Source organism: Alterirhizorhabdus solaris (genome assembly GCF_007785815.1).
Taxonomy (GTDB): domain Bacteria; phylum Pseudomonadota; class Alphaproteobacteria; order Sphingomonadales; family Sphingomonadaceae; genus Alterirhizorhabdus; species Alterirhizorhabdus solaris.
In genome coordinates, this window is the sequence record NZ_VNIM01000004.1 from 15,288 (window position 1) to 37,493 (window position 22,206).

A 22,206-nucleotide genomic window follows, 5' to 3' on the forward strand; every position below is an offset into this window, starting at 1 on the left:
CTAACGCGGTGGGATCGGCCTATATCGATCCCACCGCGCGGTATTTCGGCGACGTAAGGCTGGGGGCGGATAGCAGTCTCTGGCCGCACGCCGTCATCCGCGCCGAGCGCAACCATGTCGCGATCGGCGCATGCACCAGCGTGCAGGATCATGTGGTGATCCATATTGGCTGGGACGCCCCCACCCTCGTCGGCGACTATTGCACGCTTGGCCACCGCGCCGTCGTCCACGGTTGCACGATCGAGGCGGCGTGCCTCATCGGCATCGGTGCTACGGTGATGGACGGCGCCCACATCGGCCGTGGATCGCTGGTGGCGGCCCACAGCTATGTGCCGCCCGGCATGATCGTGCCCCCTGGTTCGCTGGTGATGGGCACGCCCGCGCGCGTGGTGCGGACGGTCGATCTCGTCCGTCGACACGTGATCGACACGCTGCTCTATCGAGACAATGCCCGCGCCTATGCGCGTGGGGACCACCGTTGCTGGGAAACGATCGACCTCGGCGCACTGGGCGACGAGGCCGACCGGATCATCACTGCCGGGGTTTAGGCCTGCCACACCAGCGGAAGTTCGACCGGCTGGATCATGCCGAGATGGCACCGCACCCGATGCTCGTCCGCTACCCGGAAATCGGGGATGCGGGCGAGGAATTCCTCCATCGCGATCCGCATTTCGCGCCGGGCGAGGTGCATCCCCACGCAGATGTGCGGACCGAAGCCGAAGCTCACGTGGCGCGGCCGGCGATCGAAGCGCACGATGGCCGGATCGGCGAATTCGGCCGGGTCGCGCCCGGCGAGCGTGGTCGACATCGCCACCTTGTCGCCGGGCAGGAAGGTCACGTCGTTGATCGTGATCTCCTTCTTGCAGGTACGGAAGGTGGTGACGGCGCCGTAGGCGCGCATCATCTCCTCGATCGCATTCGGGATCTTCGTCGGGTCCGCCCGCAGCGCCGCCTGATCCTCGCGGTGGGTGGCCAGATGCCAGAAATGCAACCCTATGTTGGTCGAAACCGTGTCCAGCCCGCCGATGAACAGGTTAAAGGTGAAACCCACCAGTTCGTCATCGGTAAGGCGAGCACCCTGCTTCTGCGCCTGCACGCCGAAGGTGATGAGATCCTCGCGTGGATTGGCCCGGCGCTCCTCAATCTCCTCGCGCAGATAATCCACCACGCTGCGCGTCGCGGCCGCGATCTTGGCGAGGTCATGGTTGTGCAGCAGGTTCATCTCCCAGTCGAGAAACTGACCCATGCGCTCGCGGGGGAGGCCCATCAGCTCCATGAATACCCTGATCGGGAATTCGAAAGCGAAGTCGCCCATGAACTCGCAGGCGCCCTTCGTCGCGAAGGAGTCGACATATTCAATCGCATAGGCACGAATCCGGCCTTCCAGCGCCGCCACCGCCTTGGGCGTGAACACCGGGTTTATCATCGTGCGGAAAGGGCCGTGATCCGGCGGATCCAGTTCGGCCGGGGAATTGGTCCACGTCTCGCCGACCAGCTTGGCGAAGGGCGAAAAGTCGTTCGACGAGAAATGCTCGGTATCGAAATAGATCGCGCGCAGGTCCTCCGTGCGACGCGGCACCCACGCCGGCGTCCCGCCGGGGTAAGCGTGCGGCGCGTAGATGATCGCCGGCCCCTCGTGCACGGCGGCGGCCAGATCGTTGAACGGATCCTGCTCAGTCGTCGTGCCGAATATGAACGGGAACGAACGCACGAGATCCGCCGGCACATGCGCGGGAATAATCGGCTCGGGAAAGGCGAAGGCCATGATGCTATCTCCGTTCAGAATGAGCGTGGCAGGCTGAGGCTTTCGGCGATACCGTTGCGAACCATCTCGTTGGTGATCGGGCCGATCCGCCACAACCGACTGTCACGCCAGTAGCGCTGCATGTCGGTTTCAGCCGAATATCCCATGCCACCCATGATCTGGATGCCCATATCCGCTGCCGCATTGGCGTTCTCCGAGGCCATCAGCTTCAGCATGTTGGCCTCGACACCGACATTCTCGCCACGGCTCTGCTTGTCGGCGCAATAATGCAGCATCAGCTCTGTGGTCTTCTGCATCGTCGCGATGTCGGCGGCATAATGCTGGAGTGACTGGAACCGCCCGATGACCCCGCCGAACGCCTTGCGCTGTTTCATGTAGTCGACTGCGTCTTCCAGTACGCCGTCGATCACGCCGAGGCAGAAGGCGCCGACCATGATGCGCTCGTTGTTGAGCGTCGGCAGCAGCATGTACCAGGCCTTGTGCGGCTCGCCGAGAACCAGCGTATCGGGCACGAACGCACTGTCGAAATGAACCGAGCAACTGCCCATCGATCGCATACCGAGCTTGGCGAGCGGGGTGATGTTGACGCCGGCGGTGGTTGTCGGCACCCAGAACAGGGTCAACCCCTGATGCTTCTTCTCGGCGGTCCTGTCGCTGCGCGCAATCACCAGCAGATAGTCGGCGACATGGGCCGACGAGCTCCAGATCTTCTCGCCGTTCAGTACCCAGCCGCCGTCCACCCGTTCGGCGGTGGTGGCCATCGCACCAACCAGATCGGTGCCACCGCCTGGTTCGGTGAAGGCGATCGCCGCCTTCAGCTGCCCGGTCGCGATGCGCGGCAGGAATTCGCGTTTCTGCTCAGCCGAGCCGTACAGCCCGATCGACTTCGACCCGGCGAACGACGTGATGCCCCAGATCCATGCGAGACCGCCAAGCGATCGTGCGAGTTCGCGCGCCAGCAGCATTTGCATGACGACGTCGCCGCCCTGCCCGTCATATGCCTCAGATATCCCGACGCCATGAAACCCCGCTTCGGTGAACTTGTCCCACAAGGCGAACGGATAATTATGTTCGTCCTTTTCGAGTGCGCGGGCCCAGTCCTTCGGCGCCTCCTTGTCCACCCAGCGGCGCACGGTGTCGCGAAAGGCGCGATATTCTTCAGGAAGCTCGAAATCCATGTCGGTCTCCGATAAATGGGCGGGGGCAGGATCGCCCAGCGTGCCTCGATCAGAAGCGGACCCGACCGGAAACGCCGTAGGTGCGCGGATCGCCGACCGCGACCGAGTTGACCGGAAAGCTCCGCAGCAACACGTCCGGTGCGGCAAAATAGCGTTCCTTGGTCAGATTGCGGACGAAGAACGCCAGATCCACGCCGGAACCACCGATCCCCTTCCAGTCCAGGCGTGCGTTCACCAGCTTGTAGCCCGGAAGCTTCTCGCCGTACTGGCCACCGAAATCATCGGTCATAAACAGGTCGCCGTTCAGGATCAGGTCGCCGTCAAGCGGGCGTACCGGCAGCGTCCAGCTTGCGCTCGCGGTGGCGGAGTAGCTCGGCGCATAGCGGTTCACGCTGGTGGCATCGAAGGCGATGCCGGGCACCGGCGGCAGTGTCACCTTGTCCACCTTCTGTTTGGTGTACGCCCCGTTGAAGCTGATCGTCAGGTTGCGCGACGGGCTGAGCGACGCTTCGAACTCGACGCCGTAGATCGTCAGATCCGCCGCATTGACGCCGAACGAGGCGTTCGTCGGATTATCCGGCGCGTTGGAAGGAACGATCGACTGTGCGTTCAGGAACTGGAGCGCGTTCTTGTACTTGGTGTAGAAGATCGCGGTGTTGATCCGCCCGCGCCCGCCGGCGGTGCGAAAGTCCCATTTCTGGCCCACCTCCACGTCAGTCAGTTTCTCCTCGCCGGTCTTCTGGAACGGCCTGAGATCGACGCACTGGCCGCTGCCGAAGCCGCAGGCCGGATTCGTGCCGCCGGTGGTGAACACAGTCTCGAACAGCGGCGTGTTCACGTTGACGCCGCGATACCCACGCCGGCTGGCAACATACAGCAACAGGTCCGGCGAAACCTTGTAGTCCAGCCCGATGGTCCAGCTCGGCTCCTCACCCTTGTTGCTGACCACGCCCACGCCATCGAGCAGGCTGCGCGCGGCGATGCCGCGGCATGTCGCATCGGTCGCGTAGCTGGTGCCGATCGCGCCCCCGCAGGCGGATACCCTATCCCAGCTGTAGCGGATGCCCGCCGTCGCGCTCAAGCGGTCGGTCAGCTTGTAGGTCGCCTGACCGAAGATCGCATAGTTCTTGTTGCGGACGTGGGCGGTAACGACCGAGGCCGGCGTGCCGGGCGTGCTGAACGCATCGAAGGTGGACCCCGATACGCCATCCGGCTTGTCGTCGTTGTAGAAACCGCCGACGATGAAGTTAAATTTGTCCCAGCTCCCAAGGAATTGCAGTTCATTCGTCAGATACTGGCGTTCGATCCGCGCCGCTGCGTGAAAGATGGTGAACGGCACGTTCTGTGGGCTGCCGAACAGGAAGCCGGGGAGGAAGGTCTGGCCGGTCGCGGCGGTGTTGATGAACTGGTCGCTCTTGTTTTTGCGGTAGCCGAAGATGTTGCGGACGGTGAACGCGCCGAACGTGGCCGATGTATCGTTGCTCACGAACAGCGAACGACGATTGGCATAGCCGTTGCCGCTGTTATCCGAGAAGGCACCATAGAAATTGCGCGACTGCTGTTGCAGGAACCCCTGTATCTGCCCGTCGAGCGAACCGCCGATGATCCCACCCGCCACTGGCCCCAGTGCCGGTGAGAACAGTGCGCTGAAGCTGAAGTTCTGCCGCAGCAGGTAATAGCCGGACGCCGCCTCCCTCGCCTTAAAGTAATCGACGATCGTGGTGTTCTTCAGCCATTCGGTCGGCTCGATCAGCAGCGACGCGCGGGCACTGTCCTGATGAGTGTCATTGAAGCCCGGGCCTCCGTTGATCGAATAGATCAGCGGATCGCGACGGCGGATCTGCCCGGCCACGCGCAACGCCACCTTGTCGGCGATGATCGGCAGGTTCAGCGCGCCCTGCAGCTCGCGGTAGTCGTAATTGCCGTAAGTGCCCTCGGCATAGCCGCCGAACTCGTAATTCGGCGCTTCCGGCCCGATCAATACGGCGCCGCCCAACGTGTTGCGACCGAACAACGTGCCCTGCGGCCCCTTCAGCACCTGCACGCTGCTAATGTCGTAGGTGGGCACGTTGGAACCGAGCGACGTCAGCGGCACGTTGGCGAAGTAGGTCACCACCCCCGGCGTCACCTCGCCGGTGGGGATCTGGCCGATGCCCCGCAGCGATACGGCGGTATTGTCCTTGCCGCCCTCGGAACTGAAGGTAAGCCCCGGCGTCACGTTGCGGATATCGGCGATGGTCTGCACATTGCTGCGTTCCAGCGCAGCGGCTGAGAAGACGGTCACGGATACCGGCACGTCCTGCAACCGCTCGTCACGGCGACGGGCGGTGACGACGATATCGCCGCTGCTGGCGAAGCCGTCCGCCCGGTCCGGGGTTGCGTTCGCCACCTGCGGCGACGCATCGGTCGCCACCGAGGGCGCGGCGTTCGGCGAAGGCTGCGGATTGGTCGCGACCGATGATTCCCCTTGCCCGGACATCGTCGACGACAATGGCGTTTCCTGGGCCAGCGCCGGCCCGGCGAGTGTCGTGGTGGCGAGCGCCATCAGGCGTATGGTACGAAGCGCGAGCATAGCTCTCTCCCTGATCGCGTCACGGCATCGAATGTACCGTGCTTGTCGCATCGAGCGTGCGCCGGAGAGCCAGTTGTTGCAGCCCGTCCGAAGATAGGGTCACGATCGGTTTCGCAACAGCTGTGGCAAACCGATCGGTTCTACTGATGTTTGCGACACGACTGGAAACGTGCCGCCATCAACCTCGGTCCGATTTACCGTAGCCATTCCTCTAGGTGATGCACCCGCCGCACTCAGATCGTTCACCGTCGCGATCATCAGGTTTCGCCAGCCCCCCCGCCCTTTTGCCAGCCGCAAGCCCACCCACTGGCTTCGGACGCATTGAACAATAAACGCCCGAAGCGTCGATATTGCACTTGCGAAGAAAAACGCTGCGCCGCATCAGCACGACCGAAGCCGTCCGGAGATTCCCATGTCATTCAAGTTCGCTATCGCCGCCGCCATCGCCATGACCGGCGCTACAGGTCAGGCGCAGAACGTCGCCGTGGCGCCGCGCGCGGTGCTCTACTCGGCGGAGGGCACGAAACTCGGCCGTGTCGAAGCCGTCGTCGCGAACACGGATGGGTCGCCAGCCGCGGTCAAGCTCATCTACCGTGGCAAATTCATTACCATTCCCGCCGACACGCTGAGCAACGGCGACAAGGGACTGAAAACGAGCCTGGACAATGCAGCGCTGAAGCGCATGTGATCAACACGGCGGGTAGCCTTCGTAGCCGCCCGCCATTCGGATGACGTGCGCCAGCCGGCGCCGGATCGCTGTCGCCGTCCCGGCCACGGTACGCCGGTAACATACGACGGCGGCAATCACGTGAGCGACGATCTGCTCTCCCCCTGTCGTCGCTGCCGGGGAATCAAAATCCCTTGGCGGCCAGCGCGCGTTTCAATTCCGTCGTCAGCGGTCCCATGTCCTTCGGCGCCGCGCCGTGCAGCAGGATCTCGTCCGCGCCGGCATCCAGATAGGGCATCAGCTGGTCGGCGCACTGCGCCGCGCTGCCCACCGCGGCCCCCTCGTCGATCCACTGCTGCGGCAGGATGCGGCCGACATCGACCAGTTCGGCGCGGGTATAGGCCTGATCCGCCGGCTTGCCGTTGAGGCTGGCGATCTTGGGATGGGCACGCACCTGATCGAGCACCGATTTGTCCCAGCCGTTGATGTCGACGATCAGGTCGCCGAACCCCGGCAGTTCGAAATAGGTGATCGCCCGGCCGCGCACCACCGCCGCCTCCTCGTCCGCCGGCAGATCGGGCGCCACGATGATATTGTGATAGATCCGCACCGCCATCGGATCGCGCCCGGCCTTTTCCGCCGCGTCGCGCACGATCTTCACGCTGTTGGCCACGCCCTGCGGCGAGACGAACGGGTGCAACAGCACACCGTCGCAATGCTCGCCGGCGAATTCGAGCGACTTCGGGCCGATCGCGGTGAAGATCACTGGCGGCGGCGGCCCCTCGTAGCGATCGGTGAGCTTGATCGCGGGGAAATTGCCCATGATGCCTTCGTATTTCACGGTTTCGCCCGCCCACAGCCGGCGCATGATCGAAATCGTGTCCGCCAGCCGCTCCATCGTGATGGCGGGCGAGCCGAGCATCTTCATGTAGGCCGGCACGGCGCGCGCGAACATCAGGCGGAACCGGTCGCCGCTCATCGCCTGCATCAGGTTGGCGATACTGGCGGTGACGAGCGGGTGCCGCATCGTGGCATAAAAGGTGCCAGTGATGCGGATCCGGTCGGTCGCCTCGCTCACCGCGCCGGAAAGCACGGCCGGCTCCTTCAGCGCATACCGTTCGGAAATCCAGACGCAGCCGAGGCCGATACGCTCGGCCTCCTTCGCCTCGTCGATGCCCCGGCGCGGATCGCTGGCGCGCCCCGGCAATACGTAGGTTCCGAATTTGTCGAAAAGCGCCGTGGCGCCGGGTTCGGTGGTCATCGCGTCCGCTCCTGAGTTCATGTCAGGCGATGCCGTGCCGGTCGCCTGTGTCCCCCTATCCCGCGACAGGCTCCAGATGCATCTCGACATAAAGCCGCGTCAACGTCAGCGCCGCGATCACCCAGCCATCGCCGTGCCGCACATACCGCTCGTGGTAATGACCGAAGCCAGTGATCGACGCGACGCCGAGCAGTGGCGAGCGGCCCGGCGCCCACACCACCCGGTCCTGCATGGCGGTGATCGCGTCGGCTTCGTCGTCGCCCGCGAAGGCGATCTCGGTGGAATGGACCTGATGCGCGGTCTTCGCGTCGATGACCGCCGCCTTGATCTGGGCGATGGCGACATCGCGGCCGTGAAACGGCGGCTGGTGGGTATCTTCGGAAACATCCAGCACGATGTCCTCGGCGAAGATGGCCGCAAGCCCGTCCCAGTCTCTGGTATCGAGGCAGCGACAATAGCGCGCCTTCACCATGCGGATCGCTTCCAGCGCCTCCAGCCGGTCGAGCCGGTCCATCACCAGATCGTCCGCATCTGCGCGGCGATGCGACGCGCGCGGATCGCCGCATCGCGCTCCTGCGGCGACACCCGGCACGTATCCGCCGGCAGCGCGCCCGCGACCTCCGTCAGCCGGACCTTCCGTATCGTCGGCGTCGGCCGCACGTCGGTATCGAACCAGCGGCCCTGCACCGCCCCGCATGGATAGCCTGCCGTGTCGAGCCAGTTGTGCACCCCCGGATCCCGCGCAGAAATCACCGCCCGGAACACACCGTCGGCATCGACCACGGCCTGCGCCATGTTGAGGCTGGACTGGTTGTTGTACCAGTCGGTCGTCTCGTACAGTTCGTTGGTGAGGATCAGCGACCAGTAGCCGACGTCCGCCGGGATCGAAACTTCGGTAATCAGCGCCTCGTCGTCGGCCAGATCATAGACGCCCTCGTAATAAGACTGCCGCGACAGGCCGGACATCTGCGAGAAATCGACCACCTTCAGCACATTCACCAGCCCCTCGCCGCGCATCTTCTCCACCCTGTCGGGGAAAGCGAGCGCGCAGGTGGCGGTGGTGAGGGGGATCTCGCCAAAGCGATGAGCCAGTTTGGCCAGCGTCGGGCGGCCCTTGGCGGCGGGTGTATCCAGCCGGTCGATGCCGAAACGCGGTTCCCGCTCCTCGCCCCACCGGCAGCCGACGATACGGAGCATGAGCTTCTCGCACGCCGGATGCAGCGCCCACCACGCCCCGTCATGCCCGGCCGGCCGTTCGGGCGAGACGATCACGTCGAACAGGCCATCTTCGTCCAGCGGCAGCGTCAGGAAATCGCCGGTGTCGAGCGCCGGATGATGCTGGCCGGTGCGGAGCGTATCGGGGCCGAGCTGCGCCATCACCATCATCGTCACGTCGCCGCGCGATCCCCGGATGCGGTACGTGCCGCCCTTGCCGATCAGCGCCGCCTTGTAGATCGTGTCGGCATTCGGCTGGAAGATGTTCTGGATCAGGTTCAGTTCGGGCACGAACATCGGGTGCGCGCGATCGTGCGCGAGCGCATCGTTGGTGGTCCGCAGCAGCCCGGCGAGCAGCAGCCGCATCGATTCCTGACGGACCTGCGGATCAGCGCGCAGTCGCTCGGGGAGGCGCTGACGCATCGCCTCCCCGAGCGGGCGCAGGGCATCGATCAGTGTTTCCCATTCGTAGATGCCGTCAGCGTCGCTCATCTCATCCTCCGCCCGGGGCCGGAGGCCAGTGTACGGGCGGGTATCGCCCGATCCCACCGGCACGGCCGCCCGCATCGCGCCACCATTGTCGCCCCAGCGCCAACATCCGATCGCCTTTCCAACGGCAGGTCAGCACACCTCGCGCGCGCCTAGGATCGCGGGACCGGAACAAGGGGCGGGTCGGATGAGCAGGGAATGGGATGCGGTCGTCGTCGGATCGGGCGCGGCCGGGCTGACCGCCGCCGTCACCGCCGCGAGGGCCGGCCTGAGCGTGCTGGTCGTCGAGAAGACCGACGTGTTCGGCGGCACCACCGCTCTCTCGGGCGGCGGCATCTGGATTCCCGACAATCACCACCAGCAGGCGGCCGGCTTGCCCGAACCCGACGGTGCCGCGCGCCGTTACGTCGCCGGCATCGTCGGCGGCGATCTGCGCGGCGAGGTGCTCGATGCTTATCTCGCGGCCGGGCCACGTATGGTCCGCTTTCTAGAAGACGAAACCGAGGTGCGCTTCGCTCTCGCGGATCATTCGCCCGACTGGCACCCGGAGGTGGACGGCGCCAGCAAGGATGGGCGTCTGCTCCGCCCGCTCGAATACAGCATGACGCGCCTCGACGGCTATGCCGACGAACTGCGCGATCCGCGTGCCGAGTTCAACGCGCCCGGCGGCTTCATGATCGACCTGCCGGACCTGCCTCATCTGCAAGGCCCGAAGACGCCGAAGGCGCTGGCCTACATCGCCCGCCTCGCTGCACGCTTCGCGTGGGACAAGCTGCGTGGTCGGCGGCGTGGATCACGGCTGACGATGGGCAATGCGCTTGCCGCGCGGCTGCTGCGGTCGGCGCACGACGCTGGCGTCACGCTATGGCGCGATACGCCGGTGCTCGGCCTGATCGGCGGAACGCAGGGCATCACCGGCGTCCGGGTACGGCATGATGGCGAGACGCTGAACATCACCGCGCGAAAGGGCGTGGTTCTGGCCACCGGTGGCTTTTCCGCCAACGAGCAGCTGCGCCGGGCCTATATGCCTTATCCCGACCAGCACATCTCGATCATGGCCGGCTGCAATACCGGCGACGGCATGAACATGGGGCTGGACGCGGGCGGCACCGTGGATGGCGAGAATGTCGCCAACGGCGTGTGGTCGGTCGTTTCGACGATGACGATGCCCGACGGTACGACCGCCATCTACGCGCACCTGATCGACATGGCTAAACCCGGCTGCATCGCCGTGGACAGGCACGGCCAACGCTTCGGCAACGAGGCGTCGAACACCTTCGTCGATTACATGCATAAGGCGGGGGCGGTGCCGGCATGGCTGGTGGCCGATGCGGCGTTCGTGAAGAAATACGGCCTCGGGCTGGTCTTCCCCGGCGCGATGGGGCTGAAGAAGCTCGTGGCCGCCGGCTACATGGCCGAAGCGACGGGCCTGGCCGGACTGGCAGCGCGGATCGGCGTCGATGCGACGGGCCTGCAGGCCACCGTCGACCGGATCAATCACTTTGCCGAAACCGGCAAGGATGCGGATTTCGCCAAGGGTGACAGCTTTCTCGATCGCGATCTCGGCGATCCGGCGCACGCGCCCAACCCGTGCCTCGGCCCAGTGTGGACCGCGCCTTTCTATGCGGTGAAGATCTTCCCGGGCGATGGCTCGACCACGGTGGGCCTAAAGATCGACGGGCAGGCGCGCGTGCTGGATGACGCCGGCCGGATGATCCCCGGCCTCTATGCTGCCGGGCTGGATGCCCATTCCATCTGGCGCGGTCACGCGCCCGCGCACGGCTGCAACGTCGGCCCCGCCATGACGCTCGGCTATATCGCCGGGCGCAGCATGGCGGGTTGACGTCGGCTCAGCCGGCACTCTCCATGAACGCCATCAGGTCGGCGTAATGCGGCTGGTGGCTAAGGCCGCCCCCCGAAATCGAGATGTTCTCGCCAGTGATGTAGCGCGATTCATCCGAAGCGAGAAACGCGACCAGCGCGGCGATATCGTCAGGCGTGCCGAATTCGGGCGTCAGGATGTGGCGCTTGATGATCTCTTTCAGCCCCGGCACCGTCTTGTCGAGTGCTTCGGTCAACACCACGCCCGGCGCCACGCTGTTGCACCGGATGTTCTGCTTGCCGTGCTGGGTGGCGACATATTTGGTCAGCGTGATGATCGCTCCCTTGCTCGACCCATAAGCGATCCGCGCCAGATCGCCCGCCGTGCCTGAATTGGAAGCGGTGTTGATGATGGATCCGCCCCCGCCCGCGATCATGTGCGGGATCGCATATCTGCAGCCCAGCATGTAGCCGGTGAGATTGACGTCGAGGATCTCGCGCCAGATCTCGATCGGCGTATCCACCGCCGTCCGGTCCTGCGGATGCTTGGCCGGATCGGTCATCGCCGCGTTGTTGTGCAGGATATCGAGACGGCCGAAGCGGGCGACGGTGGCCTCGACCATCGCCTGTACCGACTCAGGGATGGCGGCATCGAACCGCACCGCGAACCCGTCGTTGCCAAGCGGTTCCGCCGCACGTTTCGCCGAATCCTCGAACAGATCGGCCACCGCCACTTTGGCGCCTTCGGAAACGAGCCGGCGCGCCACCGCCGCGCCGATGCCGCCGCCACCGCCGGTGACGATCGCGACCTTGCCTGCCAGTCTGTGCATGTCCGTCCTGTCCTTCATGCCCGCCCGTTCGTCGCCTGCGCGGGGACGGGCGGGAATTTGCCCAACACCGGGCATCGCATCAGAAGCCGAAAGTGATTTCCATGCCGAACGTGCCCGGCTCGCCGACATAGGCATCGGAGATGCCGAGCGAGCGGTAGAGATCGGGGAAGCGGCGCGCGATGTACTTCTTGTTCAGAAGGTTGCGGCCATAGACGGCCACCTCCAGGTTCGGCTCATCCAGCTTGTAGGCGATCCGACCGTTGAACAGGCCATAGCCCGGGATCTTGCCGAAGCGGTTTTCCACGGCATACGCAGCCTTCGTCGCCGCCGACTGCTGGTCCGCCGCCTTGACCGCATCGAAATGCTGCGAGCCGACGAAGGCATAGGCGCCGGTAACGGCGAGATTCCCGTTGCCGATCGGGAAACGCTGAGTCGCGCTGATGTTGAACTGCGATTTTGGCAACTGGAGCAGCGGCAGGCCGGACAGATCGACGACACAACCGTTCACCACGCCCGAAGGGTTGGTGCAGCCGCTGCCGGCGACGACCTGGACCTCGTTGAACGAGCCTTTCTTATACTTGCCGTCCTGCAAGCTCATGTTGGCCGAAACGGTCAGCCCCTCGTAGGGCACGACGGTCAGCTCGTTTTCGATTCCCCAGATCCGCACCGCCCCGTTGTTCTGGATATATTGCGTGACGCCGATACCGGGAACAAACGAATTGACGATCGCCTGGTTGTCGCTTTTCCACGTGTGGAACAGCGCGGTGTTGAAGCGTACCCGGCGGTCGAACAGATCGACCTTGAGGCCGCCTTCCACATCGCGCACCTTCTCCGGCGAAAAGGCGGGCAGGCCGCCGGCCCGCAGGTTCCACCCACCGGCCTTGGCCGCGCCGCGCGTGGCGACATAGACGAACAGCTTGTCGGTAACCTGATAGTCGAGGCCGGCATTCCACGCCGGATAATTGAATTTGGCGTTCTGCGCCTGATTGCACGTCGTCGCGGTCACCGGGTCGGTCGGCGTGACGGTGCAGTTGATCCCGGTCGGCGTACCGGCAACCGCCGCGTTGTACGGCAGGCCCAGTACCTGAGCATTATGCAGGATGGTATCGCGCTTGTCCCACGTGTAGCGGAAGCCGCCGACGGCGCGCAGTTCTGGCGTAATTTGATAATAAAGCTGGGCGAACAGGCCGTAGGTCTTGTTGGTGGCATCGGCGTTGCTGTCACGGATCAGCCCGCCGAAGATCTGCGAGCGGCTGAACTCGTAGCCATGCTCCTTGCCGTAATAGGCGCCGGTGATAAAGCTGAGCGAGTCGGTGATCTCACCCGAAACCTGAAACTCCTGCGAGAGATAGTAGGAGGCCGAGCCGGCATAAGTGGCCAGCAGCGGCACCGACGACGCATCGGTATCGCTCAGCGCATAGTTTTTCGAATGACGATAGCCGGTGATCGACTTGAGCTTCAGCGAACCCACTTCGCCGCTTACCGTGCCGGAGAAGCCGTACGTCTCCAGCTCGTTGAACGGCTGCACGCCGTAGAGAGCGCGCACGTCGGCGGGCAGCGTGGGGAACACCGCGCCGGCCGGCACGGCGGTGCCGGTCGCCTGATTGGCCCACCAGCGATGCTTCGTCAGCAGCGCCGCGCGCAGACCGGGCTGGAAGGCGGCTGGCACGATCGCCGGATTGAACGTTTCGATCGCGACCTGCTGGCCCTTGTTCTTCGTCTTGTTGTAGTCGCCGGCCAGGACGATATCGATGCCGCCCGCATCGTACTTGATCTTGCCGCGAATGAACCTGTTGTTCGTGTCCGAGATCGGCCTACGAGTAAGCGTGTTCTTGCCGAACCCGTCGCGATCGCGGAACGACCCCGTGATGCGGGCGGCGAGGCCTTCGGCAAGCGGCACGTTGATCGTGCCCGCCACCGATTTGTTGTCGAAATTGCCATACTCGCCCTTCACCAAAACGGTGAATTCGTCGGTCGGATCGTTGGACAGGATATTGATCGCGCCGCCGGTGGTATTGCGACCGAACAGCGTGCCCTGCGGGCCGCGCAGCACTTCCACCCGCTGAATGTCCTGAAGGTCGGTCAGCCCGGTCGACGGGCGCGCGACATAGACGCCGTCGATATAGGTCGCGACGGCGGGGTCGTTGGCGAGGATCGGCTGAAGATTGCCCTGACCGCGTACCGCGATGAAGGCGAAACCGTCCGAGCCGGCCGAACCACGGCCGATGACGAGACCCGGCGCGGTCTGCTGGAGATCGCGCACGTTCTCGACCTTCGCCGTCACGAGCGCCTGCGAGGAAAGCGCGGTCACCGCGATCGGCGTGCGCTGAAGACTTTCCTCCGTGCGGCGCGCGGTGACGACAATGTCCTGGATCCCGCCGGTCGCCTCACCCGCCTGCGGCGCGGCATTCGCCTCGCCCACGGCGGTGGTCACGGCCGGATCATGCGGATTGGTGCCGCTTTGCCCCACTGCGTCGGCGGTCGGCGCGTTCAGTTGCGCAGCGGCGATGGCCGGCATGAAAAACAATGTGCTGACGAGCGACGTCGTCAGAATAAGCTGGCGCTTCCCCATGGTATCCTCCCTGAATATAGTCAGCTGGCGTCGAGTGCGCCTTCGCAGTCTTTATTACCTAGCGATCATACCACACCGCGCATGGAATGATCGTAACGATCTCTGGTCAACTGTTTTTCCGTCGTCGACCTTATCGGATAATTGACGTTTCATCCAATGCAATAGAACTCGACAAACTCTTGTTCATTATTAGACCGGCCATTTCTTGATCAGAGCGTTCTTGTCTCTTGTCGATATGTCTTGTTCTGGCGTGCCCGGCGCCGCCTCTATCCAAAGATAGGGTAGAGGCGGCAGGGGCATCGCTTCAGGACGATTCTTGCGACGCGCCTTTCGCCAGATGGTTTGCCTTGGCTGCCTCGATACCGCGGAACAGCGCGGTGGTATTGCCGGCGCCGGCATAGAACAGCATGAACAGCGGGATGAAGTTCAGCTCCTCGTCGGTGAACTCGCCATTCGTCAGCGCGCCCGTCATCTGAATCTCGACAAGCTCGTGGCGGCCGAGCATCGCCGTCGCGCCTAGCACCATTAACCTCTTGTCACGCATGGTCATCGCGGGATCGGCCCACAGCTTGCCGAACTGATTGGCGACGATCTCCTGATTGAAGCGCGATTCCTTGTGCGGAACCATCATCGCGGAGAAACCCGCACCATAGACGGCGTCCACGGTTGCCAGGCCCTTCTGCCATTCTTCCTCGGTCATCGTCATGCCTTCTCTCCCATCACGTCGGCCAGACCAACCACCGCCCGATCCGTCGCGATCGTCATCGTCACCAGCGGTAGCTGGATGCCGAAGGTGCCCGCGATGTCGAGCGCCGCGTCCAGATCCTTTACCATGAGGTTGCGCGTATACTCGCGGACGCCCGCTTCCTGCGGGTCCGTCGCCGGGTCGGCGCGGGTCATCAGCATCAGCGGGCCGCCGACCCCGTCACTGCTGGCATCGATCGCATCGCTGAGTGCATGGACATCCACGCCGGTGAGTCGACACAGCGCCGCCGCCTCGTACCCGGCGCGCAGGCAGCCATAGACGATCACGTTCCGCGCGATCTTGGCCGCCATGCCGGCGCCGGCCGGCCCCATGTGGGCGACCAGCTTGGCGAACCCATCGAGCACCGGCCTTACCGCCGCCACCGCTTCATCGGATCCGCCGACGAGACAGACCAACCCGTTGTCGCGCGCCCGCTGCCCGCCCGTCACGCCGCAATCGATCAGCGCCACGCCGGCCGCATCGGTGATCGCGCGGATCGCCGTCAGGTCGGTCAGCGAGACGGTGGCGACGAGCACCACGCTCAGCCCCGGCCGTGCCCCGGCCAATATGCCTTCGGGACCAGAAAGCACATCGATCGTCTGCCGGGCGCTGACCACCGCGATAATCACCACGTCCGATACCCCGGCAACGGCGGCGGGCGATGCCGCGACCTCTGGCACGCCGGTGAGATCCGCCGACGCATCGCTGCGAATATCATACGCCGCCGCCAGCTGGCCGGTACGCGCAAGGCATATCGCCACACCGCTGCCGATCGCACCAAGACCAATTACACCCGCCTTCATAAAACCTCCCTCGATGGCGTCGGATAACCGCCGACGCCGAACGGGATCGCCGTACGTGCAGCGGATCACCGACCTGACTGTATCCTGCAGCAAACGTCGCGGCCGGCGCCATCCCCCGCACCTTCCCGTCGGCAGGTCTGCGATGGTGCCACGCCCGCGATACGGTTCCAGCGAAAAGACCGGAGAGGACGGCGCTTGTTGCAGACCACCCCAACCCGCACGATCCCGAGCGAGCGATACAGCTGGTTCGTGCTGGGGATACTCACCCTGTCACAAACGTGTCACGGTATCGATCGCGCCATCATCGGACTGGTACTGGCTCCGGTCGGTAAGGAGTTCGGGCTTTCGGACGGCAAGCTCGGCTTTCTCGCCGGCTTCGCCTACGGCATCTTCTTCGCGATCGCCGCCTTGCCGTTCGGCCTGCTGGTCGATCGCGCCAACCGCCGCAATCTCATGGTGGCGGCGCTTACCGTCTGGAGCGCCGCCACCGCGCTGTGCGGTCTTGCCACCGGCTTTTGGACGCTGCTGGCCGGCCGGGCGGCGGTCGGCACGGCCGAGGCGGCGGGATCGCCGACCGGCATGTCGCTGCTCAGCGATTATTTCGATCAGGACCGGCGGGCGACCGCGATCGGTATCTGGTATCTCAGCTCCGGCATCGGGCTGGCCATCGCCTTCTTCGTAGGCGGCGCGATCGTGCAGGCGCATGGCTGGCGCTGGGCCTTCCTTGCCGCCGGCGTGCCGGGCCTGTTGCTCGCGCCCGTGCTGCTGCTCACAGTGCGCGAGCCGGTACGCGGCGGGCGCGATCTTTCCGCCACGGTAGCCGACGACCTGCACGGCCTCTCGTTCACCGCGCGGGTCCGGCTGCTGGCTGCCCGGCCGGGCCTGCTGCACTGCATCGGTGCGATCGTGTTGATCGCGACGGGCATCTACGGGATGAGCACGTGGCTCACCACCTTCCTGATCCGCGTTCATGGCATGTCGATCGCGGACGCCGGCCTCACCGTCGCCATCGCCTATGGCGTACTCGGCTCGGTCGGTGGCTTCGCCGCCGGCTGGCTCGCCGATCGGCTGAACCGTCGCTTCGGCGGCTTCGATCCCGCACGCACGGCGATGCTGGGCGCGGTCCTGCCGTTCATCACCGCTGCCACCGGCATCGCCACCGTCGCCGCCGGCGACAGGGGCGTGACGATCGCCTGCCTGATGGCATGCGGTTTCGTCAGCGCTTCGTACAACGGCCCGATCTACGCCGTTATCGTCACGCTGGCCGGCCCGCGTTTGCGCGGACTGGCCGTCTCGATGGTCCAGCTCGGCGCGAACCTCGTCGGCGTCGGCGCGGGCACCTTCCTGATCGGTGCCGTCAGCGATGCGATCGGCGGCATCCGCGGCGTCGCCTGGGGGATCGGCATCGCGATGCTGTTCACCCTTTGGGGCGGCATCCACCTCGTTCTCGCCTCGCGCAGCATTCGCCGCGCGAGCACCACCTGACCCCTCGAAAGGAACCCCGCATGGCCACCGCCGCCGCGCCGACCGTGATCGACACGAACCCAGTGCCGCGCCCCTACCCCGCCCGCACGGAGCGGCTGCCGACCGGCCGCTTCATGCCCGATGCCGCATGGCTTAGCCGGTTGATGGCGAATCGCTATCCCGGTGCGGCGACCGAGAAGATGGAGGTGGTGCAGCTGTTCGACAGCCACACTACCAAGCTCCGCGTGGCGGTGGACTGGAACGCGGCGGGCCGGGCGGCGGGCCTGCCGAACGCACTGTGCATCAAGTCGAACTGGTCCGGCATGTTCGGCAATGTCGATATCCACGCGCTCGAAGCCCGCTTTTACCACTTCCTCACCGACAAACTCACTGCCGAAACCGCCACGGTTTATTATGCCGACTGGAACGACGACGGCAGCGGTCAGGGTGTCGTAGTTCTTGAGGATCTGACCGCGCGGGGCGGCATGTTCGGCCACAGCACGCAGCATTCCGGCGTGGACGGCGTGGCCAGCGGGCTCGCCGATCTGGCGAAGCTGCACGCCGGCCTGTGGAACAGCCCGCTCATCACACCCGCCGCGGCGCCATGGCTGCCGACCTCAATGGAGGTGCCGGTCGATCACGATCAGGTGCGACTGATGTGGCAATGGATCGAGGAGAATCTGCGCGATCCCAATTTCCGCGCAATCGCACCCCGGCACTATCTCAACGATCCCCGCCGGGTCGAGCGCGCCTACGATGCACTGGTCGCGTTCGAGCGGCAGTTCGAGGCACCGTATTGTGTGATCCTAGGCGATTGCCATCAGGGCAACACCTATATCCTGCCTTCGGGCGAGCGACTGTGGCTCGACTGGCAGCTCGGCCGGCGCGGCCGCCCGTGGCGCGACGTGACGTATTTCACCGTCGGCTCGCTCACGGTGGAGGAACGCCGCCAGCACCACCGCGATCTGCTCGCCCACTATCGCGCGCGGCTGATCGCCGAAGGCGCGACCGACGTGATCGGGCTGGACGACATCTGGGAGCAGGTACGGCGCTGGACGATGTACGGGATACAAGCGTGGGTCGCCAACGTCGACAGCTGGGGCCAGAACGGCCTGCCGATGAACGAACGCTTCTTCGCCGCCGGCGAGGACATGGACACCTGGAAGCTGCTGCTAGGGCACTAACGGCCGCGTAACCGGCGACCGTCATTCCGACGCCATCGGCATGACGGTCCGACCGGGTTCCCATAAGGCCGCTCCGAAGACAAAAAAGGGGCGCCCCCGCCAGGGCGCCCCTCAGAGTCGAGGAAGAAGGTGGGATTACTTGTATGGATCGACCGGCTGCGGCACCTTGATGACTTCAAGATCCTTGAGCATCGTCAGCACGTCGGAGATCGAATAGATGTGGTCGATCTTGCCATCACGGAACTTCAGCCACGAGAACCAAAGCACGTTCAGCTCGTTGCCGGTCGGCTGCACGCCCATGTACGGGCCGCCGGTGTGCTTGCCGTGGTGATGGCACAGCACGCAGACTTCGTCGTCGCCACGGCCCCATGCCTTGACCGTACGATAGATCGACGGCGGGAACGTATCCCATAGCCCCTTGGGTGAAGTCTTCCAGACAAAATAGGTGCCCAGATCGGGACGATTGGGATTGTCGTAGGTCATCGTGTCAGTGTTGAAGAAGGCATCCATGCCATCCCAGTCGCCACGATTGAGAACCTCATGAAGGTCCATCCAATGCTCGACCATCTTCTTCTGGGCCGGGGTCAAACCGTCCGTTATCTCGTTACGCTTGTCTTGCGAAAGGACGAAATCGGCTTCGGTGAAGGGGGCCATGCCCATATTTCTCTCCTTGAATTTCTGACCGGATCGGCCGCCACCAGACGGCTTCCTGCCCCGGCGTAGGGTCTTTCTGACCCGGCTTCGCCAACCCGCAACCTACCGTAAGAAAGGCGGTCGAACAGCAACGCCATGCGAACACCACGATCGAAAGAATATCGCAGGGGAGCGGCGCAGTGGCATTGAGCATCCAGGAAATGTCGGATCGTTTCGAGATTCAGGATCTGCTGGTCGGCTATTGCTACGCGGTCGATACGCGCGACTTCGATGCTCTCGACGCCCTTTTCACCGCCGATGCGGTCATCGATTATTCCGAGATGGTCGGCGTGAAGGGTGGCTTGACGGAGATCAAGGCATTCCTCGCGGCCAGCTTCGCGCAGGTCGCCGCCGTGCAGCACGCAGTCTCCACCACGCGCTACGAAATCGACGGGGATCGTGCCACCACCAAGAGCGCCTGCTACAATCCGATGACCATCGCCAGCGGCGCGGACGAGGCGACCGTGGTGTTCGGCCTATGGTACATCCACGATTATGTCCGTACCGCCGATGGCTGGCGCATATCCCGGCTGTACGAGCAGAAATGCTACAATCTGGGCGTTCCCGACTGGCTGCGCGGGCAGATCGCGTAGAGCCGCGAAAATGGCGCGCACGCTCAACCTGCTGTTCCTCCTCATCCTCGCGGCAAGCGGGGCTGCGCTGATCTGGCTGGGCGCGCGGCTGGCGCTGCTCGGCGGGTCGCCGTGGTATCTGCTGACCGGGCTTGTGATGATGGCCACGGCGGCGCTCGGCGCACGGCGACGTCTGCTCTCGGTGTCGCTGTTCTGGGCGTTCCTCGCCACCAACCTCGCGTGGGCGCTGTGGGAGGTGGGGCTGGACGGCTGGGCGCTCGCCCCGCGACTCGCGATGCCGTTATGCCTCGGCCTGTGGATGCTCACGCCGTGGTATCGCCGATGGCTGCGGATCGATCGCCAGCTGTCGGCCGGGCGCTTGCTGTGGCGCGGGCTGGCCCTGCTGCTGGCGGGCGGCGTCGGCCTTTCATTCTGGAGCGCGCGCTTGCCGGCCCCCACCGATTCCCGTCCCGGCCCCGGCCCCTCGCGCGCCGCCGATGGCGACTGGATCGCCTATGGCAACGATCGTGGCGGATCGCGCTTCTCGCCACTCGCGCAGATCACCCCCGGCAACGTCGGCGCGCTGGTGCCGGCATGGACTTACCATACCGGTCCGCTGCCGGCGGGCGCCCGCGCCGCCTTCCAGGCCAATCCACTGAAGGTCGGCGATCGGCTGTTCGTCTGCACCGGCTATAACGACGTGATCGCGCTCGATCCCGAAACCGGCCGCGAGCTGTGGCGCTACCGCCCGCATACCGACAATCGCGGGATCTACGGACTGGTCTGCCGCGGCGTCGCTTATTATCGCGTGCCGGGCGCCGCCGGCGCCTGCGCGGAACGGATCTACACCGCCACGGTGGATGCCCGGTTGATCGCCCTCGATGCCGCCTCCGGGCGGCCCTGCCGGAACTTCGGCCGGGACGGGACGGTCGACCTGCTCACCGGCATGGGGCCGGTCGAGAAGAGCTATTATCTCGTCACCTCGCCCCCGGCCATCGTACGCGGCCGGCTGGTGCTGGGCGGCTGGGTGACGGACGGGCAGCGGACCGGCGAACCCTCCGGCGTGATCCGTGCCTTCAATGCGGTGACGGGTGCCTTTTCGTGGGCGTTCGACATCGGCCGACCGACCGACCATGCCCTGCCGCCGCCCGGTGCCGGCTTCACGCGCGGTACGCCAAACAGCTGGGCGCCGATGAGTTCGGACGAGGCGCTGGGCCTTGTCTATGTCCCGACCGGCAACGCCACGCCCGACTATTTCGGCGCCCATCGCACAGCCAACGACGAACGGTTCGCCAGTTCGGTCGTCGCGCTCGATGCCGGTACGGGCGCGGTGCGCTGGACCTTCCAGACCACGCACCACGACCTGTGGGATTACGACGTGGCATCCCAGCCGTCGCTCGTCGATCTGCCGAACAGCGACCGCGCGCTGATCCAGCCGACCAAGCGCGGCGAGATCTTCGTGCTCGACCGCGTCACCGGCCGCCCGCTATTTCCGGTCGTCGAACGGCCGGTGCCACAAGGGGGCGTGCCGGAAGAGCGGCTCTCGCCGACCCAGCCCTACTCCACCGCGCTGCCTGCCTTCGCCGGCCCGCGTCCCAGCGAGCGCGGCATGTGGGGGCTGACCCCGATCGATCAGGCCTTCTGCCGCATCCGTTTCCGCGAGGCGCGTTTCGATGGCGACATGACCCCGCTCGGTGTCGACCGGCCGACGCTTACCTGGCCGGGCTATCTCGGCGGGATCGACTGGGGCGGCATCGCGATCGACAAGAAGCGCGGGCTGATGATCGTCAACAACAATCAGGTCGCCAACTACAACCGCCTGATCCCCCGCGCCGAAGCGGAACGGATGGGCGTAAGGCCGTCCACCCTGTCGCACATGAGCGACGTGGGCGGACCAGCGGCGCAGATCGGAGTGCCTTACGCCGCGCGGATCGCACCCTTCCTGTCGCCGCTCGCGATCCCCTGCCAGCAGCCGCCCTATGGCCGCATCAACGCGGTGGACCTTCGCACCGGCAAGCTGGTGTGGAGCCGGCGTCTGGGCACCTCGCGTGACAGCGGGCCGCTGACCCTGCCCACCTTCTTGCCGATTCCGATGGGCGTGCCCAATATCGGCGGGGCGGTGTCGACGGCGGGTGGTGTCACGTTCATCGGTGCGACGCAGGAACATGCGTTCCGCGCCTATGACACCGCCAGCGGCCGGGCGCTGTGGCGCGCGCGTCTGCCGGCTGGCGGCAACGCCTCACCAAGCAGTTACTGGTCGGCGGCCAGTGGTCGCCAGTTCGTCGTGATCGCGGCCGGCGGGCATGGCGCGATGCTCTCCGGCAGCAGCGACGCGCTGATCGCCTACGCGTTGCCGAAGCGGTAGGCGGGGGCAT

General features: G+C 65.2%; 18 protein-coding genes. 7 read left to right on the forward strand and 11 right to left on the reverse strand.

Features of this window, described 5'->3' with window-relative positions; all coding sequences use genetic code 11:
- The first annotated feature begins 8 nt into the window (after positions 1 to 8).
- Complete coding sequence (locus tag FOY91_RS01885) at positions 9 to 548, forward strand: gamma carbonic anhydrase family protein (RefSeq protein ID WP_145147552.1); 540 nt, start codon at positions 9 to 11, stop codon at positions 546 to 548.
- Here the strand turns inward: FOY91_RS01885 and FOY91_RS01890 are convergent.
- Genes FOY91_RS01890 through FOY91_RS01900 form a run of 3 tightly spaced genes read right to left on the reverse strand, consistent with a single transcriptional unit; the run spans position 545 to position 5,515 of the window.
- Positions 545 to 1,765 carry a cytochrome P450 gene (locus tag FOY91_RS01890; protein WP_145147554.1) on the reverse strand — a complete coding sequence of 407 codons (1,221 nt, stop codon included), beginning with the start codon at positions 1,763 to 1,765 and terminating at the stop codon, positions 545 to 547. The two genes, FOY91_RS01885 and FOY91_RS01890, sit on opposite strands and share 4 nt — an antisense overlap.
- A gap of 14 nt (positions 1,766 to 1,779) precedes the next feature.
- Positions 1,780 to 2,943 (reverse strand): acyl-CoA dehydrogenase family protein, encoded by a 1,164-nt coding sequence (locus FOY91_RS01895; RefSeq protein WP_145147556.1) that lies wholly within the window; start codon positions 2,941 to 2,943, stop codon positions 1,780 to 1,782.
- Between the two features lie 49 nt (positions 2,944 to 2,992).
- The gene (locus FOY91_RS01900; protein ID WP_238995176.1) at positions 2,993 to 5,515 is read right to left on the reverse strand and encodes a TonB-dependent receptor; all 2,523 of its coding nucleotides are present in this window, start codon (positions 5,513 to 5,515) and stop codon (positions 2,993 to 2,995) included.
- 412 nt (positions 5,516 to 5,927) lie between these two features.
- Between FOY91_RS01900 and FOY91_RS01905 the strand changes: the two genes are divergently transcribed.
- Positions 5,928 to 6,203 carry a hypothetical protein gene (locus tag FOY91_RS01905; RefSeq protein ID WP_145147558.1) on the forward strand — a complete coding sequence of 92 codons (276 nt, stop codon included), beginning with the start codon at positions 5,928 to 5,930 and terminating at the stop codon, positions 6,201 to 6,203.
- Between the two features lie 163 nt (positions 6,204 to 6,366).
- On the opposite strand, the gene FOY91_RS01910 is transcribed toward FOY91_RS01905, so the two are convergent.
- The 3 genes from FOY91_RS01910 to FOY91_RS01920 are packed head-to-tail and all read right to left on the reverse strand — an operon-like array spanning position 6,367 to position 9,150.
- Positions 6,367 to 7,443: a TIGR03857 family LLM class F420-dependent oxidoreductase gene (locus tag FOY91_RS01910; protein ID WP_145147560.1), complete on the reverse strand. Its 1,077-nt coding sequence runs from the start codon at positions 7,441 to 7,443 to the stop codon at positions 6,367 to 6,369.
- A gap of 55 nt (positions 7,444 to 7,498) precedes the next feature.
- Positions 7,499 to 7,957: a nuclear transport factor 2 family protein gene (locus FOY91_RS01915; protein WP_145147562.1), complete on the reverse strand. Its 459-nt coding sequence runs from the start codon at positions 7,955 to 7,957 to the stop codon at positions 7,499 to 7,501.
- Positions 7,957 to 9,150 (reverse strand): DUF1214 domain-containing protein, encoded by a 1,194-nt coding sequence (locus tag FOY91_RS01920; protein WP_145147566.1) that lies wholly within the window; start codon positions 9,148 to 9,150, stop codon positions 7,957 to 7,959. Before FOY91_RS01920 ends, FOY91_RS01915 begins: the two co-directional genes overlap by 1 nt.
- Before the next feature lie 184 nt (positions 9,151 to 9,334).
- Here FOY91_RS01920 and FOY91_RS01925 point away from each other — a divergent pair, with 184 nt between their 5' ends.
- Complete coding sequence (locus FOY91_RS01925; protein WP_145147568.1) at positions 9,335 to 10,990, forward strand: FAD-dependent oxidoreductase; 1,656 nt, start codon at positions 9,335 to 9,337, stop codon at positions 10,988 to 10,990.
- Positions 10,991 to 10,997: 7 nt separating this feature from the next.
- Here FOY91_RS01925 and FOY91_RS01930 read toward each other — a convergent pair whose 3' ends face one another.
- From FOY91_RS01930 to FOY91_RS01945, 4 genes are all read right to left on the reverse strand, one after another.
- Positions 10,998 to 11,798 carry an SDR family NAD(P)-dependent oxidoreductase gene (locus FOY91_RS01930; protein WP_145147570.1) on the reverse strand — a complete coding sequence of 267 codons (801 nt, stop codon included), beginning with the start codon at positions 11,796 to 11,798 and terminating at the stop codon, positions 10,998 to 11,000.
- 79 nt (positions 11,799 to 11,877) lie between these two features.
- Entirely contained in the window at positions 11,878 to 14,370 is a 2,493-nt protein-coding gene (locus FOY91_RS01935; RefSeq protein WP_238995177.1) for a TonB-dependent receptor, read from the reverse strand.
- Between the two features lie 304 nt (positions 14,371 to 14,674).
- Positions 14,675 to 15,076, reverse strand: coding sequence for a carboxymuconolactone decarboxylase family protein (locus FOY91_RS01940; protein ID WP_145147572.1), 402 nt, complete (start codon positions 15,074 to 15,076; stop codon positions 14,675 to 14,677).
- Positions 15,073 to 15,918, reverse strand: coding sequence for an NAD(P)-dependent oxidoreductase (locus FOY91_RS01945; protein ID WP_145147573.1), 846 nt, complete (start codon positions 15,916 to 15,918; stop codon positions 15,073 to 15,075). Before FOY91_RS01945 ends, FOY91_RS01940 begins: the two co-directional genes overlap by 4 nt.
- 198 nt (positions 15,919 to 16,116) lie before the next feature.
- On the opposite strand from FOY91_RS01945, the gene FOY91_RS01950 reads away from it, so the two are divergent.
- Positions 16,117 to 17,403 (forward strand): MFS transporter, encoded by a 1,287-nt coding sequence (locus FOY91_RS01950; RefSeq protein WP_145147575.1) that lies wholly within the window; start codon positions 16,117 to 16,119, stop codon positions 17,401 to 17,403.
- Between the two features lie 20 nt (positions 17,404 to 17,423).
- Entirely contained in the window at positions 17,424 to 18,566 is a 1,143-nt protein-coding gene (locus FOY91_RS01955) for a protein kinase family protein (protein WP_145147577.1), read from the forward strand.
- Between the two features lie 135 nt (positions 18,567 to 18,701).
- Here the strand turns inward: FOY91_RS01955 and FOY91_RS01960 are convergent, their stop codons facing one another.
- The gene (locus tag FOY91_RS01960; RefSeq protein ID WP_145147579.1) at positions 18,702 to 19,226 is read right to left on the reverse strand and encodes an ester cyclase; all 525 of its coding nucleotides are present in this window, start codon (positions 19,224 to 19,226) and stop codon (positions 18,702 to 18,704) included.
- 173 nt (positions 19,227 to 19,399) lie between these two features.
- Here FOY91_RS01960 and FOY91_RS01965 point away from each other — a divergent pair, with 173 nt between their 5' ends.
- Both FOY91_RS01965 and FOY91_RS01970 read left to right on the forward strand, forming a co-directional pair.
- Positions 19,400 to 19,852 carry a nuclear transport factor 2 family protein gene (locus tag FOY91_RS01965; RefSeq protein ID WP_145147581.1) on the forward strand — a complete coding sequence of 151 codons (453 nt, stop codon included), beginning with the start codon at positions 19,400 to 19,402 and terminating at the stop codon, positions 19,850 to 19,852.
- A gap of 10 nt (positions 19,853 to 19,862) precedes the next feature.
- A complete protein-coding gene (locus FOY91_RS01970; RefSeq protein WP_145147583.1) occupies positions 19,863 to 22,196 on the forward strand; it encodes a membrane-bound PQQ-dependent dehydrogenase, glucose/quinate/shikimate family in 2,334 nt (777 codons plus the stop codon).
- Positions 22,197 to 22,206: the final 10 nt, after the last annotated feature.

Bases quoted from the DNA above. Each gene is read 5' to 3' on its own strand.
- FOY91_RS01890 (WP_145147554.1), bottom strand. From the start codon at position 1,765: ATGGCCTTCGCCTTTCCCGAGCCGATTATTCCCGCGCATGTGCCGGCG.
- FOY91_RS01895 (WP_145147556.1), bottom strand. From the start codon at position 2,943: ATGGATTTCGAGCTTCCTGAAGAATATCGCGCCTTTCGCGACACCGTG.
- FOY91_RS01900 (WP_238995176.1), bottom strand. From the start codon at position 5,515: ATGCTCGCGCTTCGTACCATACGCCTGATGGCGCTCGCCACCACGACA.
- FOY91_RS01905 (WP_145147558.1), top strand. From the start codon at position 5,928: ATGTCATTCAAGTTCGCTATCGCCGCCGCCATCGCCATGACCGGCGCT.
- FOY91_RS01910 (WP_145147560.1), bottom strand. From the start codon at position 7,443: ATGACCACCGAACCCGGCGCCACGGCGCTTTTCGACAAATTCGGAACC.
- FOY91_RS01915 (WP_145147562.1), bottom strand. From the start codon at position 7,957: ATGGACCGGCTCGACCGGCTGGAGGCGCTGGAAGCGATCCGCATGGTG.
- FOY91_RS01920 (WP_145147566.1), bottom strand. From the start codon at position 9,150: ATGAGCGACGCTGACGGCATCTACGAATGGGAAACACTGATCGATGCC.
- FOY91_RS01925 (WP_145147568.1), top strand. From the start codon at position 9,335: ATGAGCAGGGAATGGGATGCGGTCGTCGTCGGATCGGGCGCGGCCGGG.
- FOY91_RS01930 (WP_145147570.1), bottom strand. From the start codon at position 11,798: ATGCACAGACTGGCAGGCAAGGTCGCGATCGTCACCGGCGGTGGCGGC.
- FOY91_RS01935 (WP_238995177.1), bottom strand. From the start codon at position 14,370: ATGGGGAAGCGCCAGCTTATTCTGACGACGTCGCTCGTCAGCACATTG.
- FOY91_RS01940 (WP_145147572.1), bottom strand. From the start codon at position 15,076: ATGACGATGACCGAGGAAGAATGGCAGAAGGGCCTGGCAACCGTGGAC.
- FOY91_RS01945 (WP_145147573.1), bottom strand. From the start codon at position 15,918: ATGAAGGCGGGTGTAATTGGTCTTGGTGCGATCGGCAGCGGTGTGGCG.
- FOY91_RS01955 (WP_145147577.1), top strand. From the start codon at position 17,424: ATGGCCACCGCCGCCGCGCCGACCGTGATCGACACGAACCCAGTGCCG.
- FOY91_RS01960 (WP_145147579.1), bottom strand. From the start codon at position 19,226: ATGGGCATGGCCCCCTTCACCGAAGCCGATTTCGTCCTTTCGCAAGAC.
- FOY91_RS01970 (WP_145147583.1), top strand. From the start codon at position 19,863: ATGGCGCGCACGCTCAACCTGCTGTTCCTCCTCATCCTCGCGGCAAGC.